At 69.8% G+C, this 853-nt stretch carries 2 protein-coding genes; both read right to left on the bottom strand.

Annotated features, from left to right (window positions below):
* On the bottom strand, positions 1 to 544 hold a 544-nt coding region (locus IEZ08_RS39120; RefSeq protein WP_189244258.1), incomplete at its 3' end, for an IS3 family transposase.
* A partial coding sequence (locus IEZ08_RS39115) for a transposase (protein WP_229803974.1) occupies positions 541 to 853 on the bottom strand: 313 nt, incomplete at its 5' end. The genes IEZ08_RS39115 and IEZ08_RS39120, both read right to left, overlap by 4 nt.

The following is an 853-nucleotide window of genomic DNA, read 5'->3' as shown; positions in this document are numbered from 1 at the left end:
CCGCTTCCAAGGCGTCGGCGACCAGCTCGGTGCGCAGGTGATCGGCGGTGGCCCAGCCGACCACCCGGCGGGAGGCGATGTCGATGACCGTGGCCAGATACAGCCAGCCCTCCTCGGTCGGCAGATAGGTGATGTCGCCGCACCAGCGGGTGTTGATCGCGGCCGCATCCGGGCGAAAGTCCCGGCCGATGAGGTCGGGGCGCAGCACGGCGTGCGGATCGGCGACGGTGGTCTGCTGCCGACGGCGCCGGTGGCGGCCCTGCAACCCGGCCGCGCGCATCAGCCGCGCCACTCGGCGCCGTCCGCAGCCGGCCCCTTCCCGCTGCAGGATGGCGTGGATGCGCGGAGCACCGTAGATGCCGCGCGAGTACCGATGGATCTCGGCGATGCGCTCGGCCAGGTGCGCATCACGCACCGCACGGGGACCAGGGATGCCCTGACGGCGGGCGTAGAAGGCGGATCGGGAGACCTCCAGCAGCTCACACGCCCGCTTGACGTTGTGGCCGCTCTGCTTTTCCGCCTCGATGAAGGGATGCACCTTCACCGGGTCTCCTTCGCGAAGAAAGCCGTGGCCCGCTTGAGGATGTCGACATCCTCGCGCAGGCGGCGGTTCTCCCGCCGCAGCGCGGCCAGCTCCTCGCGCTCACTGCTGGTCAGCCCGTCACGTCGACCGATGTCGGCCTCGGCCTGGCGGATCCAGTCGCGCACGGCGGTCTCGGTCAGATCGAAGTCCTTGGCCACCTGGCCGACCGAGCGGTCCCCGCGCTGACACAGCTCGACGATCTCGGCTTTGAACTCACGGGTGAACGAGCGGCGAGGACGCGGTTTCTTCTTCCCCATGTGCTCCATCATG

The organism is Planobispora rosea (genome assembly GCF_014648175.1).
GTDB lineage: Bacteria > Actinomycetota > Actinomycetes > Streptosporangiales > Streptosporangiaceae > Planobispora > Planobispora rosea.
This window is presented reverse-complemented; position numbering and strand designations above follow the sequence as displayed.